The sequence below is a fragment of the Paracoccus halophilus genome (genome assembly GCF_000763905.1).
Classification (GTDB): Bacteria; Pseudomonadota; Alphaproteobacteria; order Rhodobacterales; family Rhodobacteraceae; genus Paracoccus; species Paracoccus halophilus.
The window spans coordinates 1-748 of record NZ_JRKN01000099.1 but is presented as its reverse complement, the minus strand read 5'-3'; the positions used below and the strand labels follow the sequence as shown (position 1 = coordinate 748).

At 58.8% G+C, this 748-nt stretch carries 1 protein-coding gene; it reads left to right on the top strand.

From position 1 onward, the window contains the following. Positions 1 to 77: 77 nt before the first annotated feature. The coding region (locus IT41_RS19245; protein WP_052081807.1) for an IS5 family transposase at positions 78 to 748 on the top strand (671 nt) is incomplete at its 3' end.

The following is a 748-nucleotide window of genomic DNA, read 5'->3' as shown; positions in this document are numbered from 1 at the left end:
GAGCCTGATCGGAAATGAGTTGGGTGATTTCAGCGAGTTATGATTCTGTTTGTTTGTGAGAACGAACGGAGATCATGATGCCCTGGACCGAAATCACCCGGAAACGATACGAGCGCAAAGCGGCTCGGTATGCAAGCGATATGACCGATGCGGAATGGTCGGTGGTGGTCCGGTTGCTCCCCGGGCGCAACCGTCTTGGCCGCCCGCGCAAGGTCAACCTGCGCGACATCTGGGATGCGATCCAGTATATCGCGGCGGCAGGCTGTGCATGGTCTCTCCTGCCAAAAGACTTCCCGCCGGTCTCGACGGTGCGTTACTATTTCTACCGATGGCGCAACGACGGATTGCTGCATGAGATCAACCGGGTGCTGGTGGTTCTGGCGCGTCGCAAAGAGGGCCGGAAGGAACGTCCCACGGCTGGTGTGATCGATAGCCAGAGCGTGAAAACGTCTGAAAACACGTCGCTTCGCGGTTTTGATGCGGGAAAGAAGATCAAGGGGCGCAAACGTCACATCATGACAGACACTTGCGGTCACCTGATCGCGTTGCGCGTTCACAGCGCAGGTATCCAGGACCGCGATGGGGCCCCCGAGGTTTTCACACGCCTCCGCCGGGAAGCACCGAAGCTGCGCCATGTCTTCGCGGACGGAGGATATGCAGGACCAAAACTGCGCGAGGCTCTGATCGGTATTGGCCGCTGGACCATCGAGATCGTCAAACGATCCGACGCGGCGCAAGGCTTCGAGGT